Raw genomic sequence first — 259 nt, 5'->3', positions numbered from 1 at the left:
CGTAATGTCGCGGTGCTGGTGCCTTCGCTGTTCTGGATTCAAGCGGGCAGTAAGCGTGTGTTTCAGACGCACCAGACAGCCGACATTGAGGCGGGGATGATGTTGCTGGTGTCTGCTCGTGAGCGGCTCAGTTTTGAAAACCGGCCGGCGCAGGGCCGGTTTTGTTCTCTGCAAGTGAGCTTTCACATCGCGCCCGCTCGTGACATGCTGGAGTATAGCCGTTGCTGCGCCGCGGACAGGAGCGGGGCGCTGTTAAAAC

1 protein-coding gene is annotated in these 259 nt (G+C 59.5%); it reads left to right on the top strand.

The genetic code is table 11. From position 1 onward, the window contains the following. Positions 1 to 259 (top strand): hypothetical protein (locus JI664_RS23710; RefSeq protein ID WP_207016258.1); only part of this gene is annotated, 259 nt, incomplete at both ends.

This window comes from Rhodobacter sp. NTK016B, from assembly GCF_017303295.1.
GTDB lineage: Bacteria > Pseudomonadota > Alphaproteobacteria > Rhodobacterales > Rhodobacteraceae > Pararhodobacter.
This window is presented reverse-complemented; position numbering and strand designations above follow the sequence as displayed.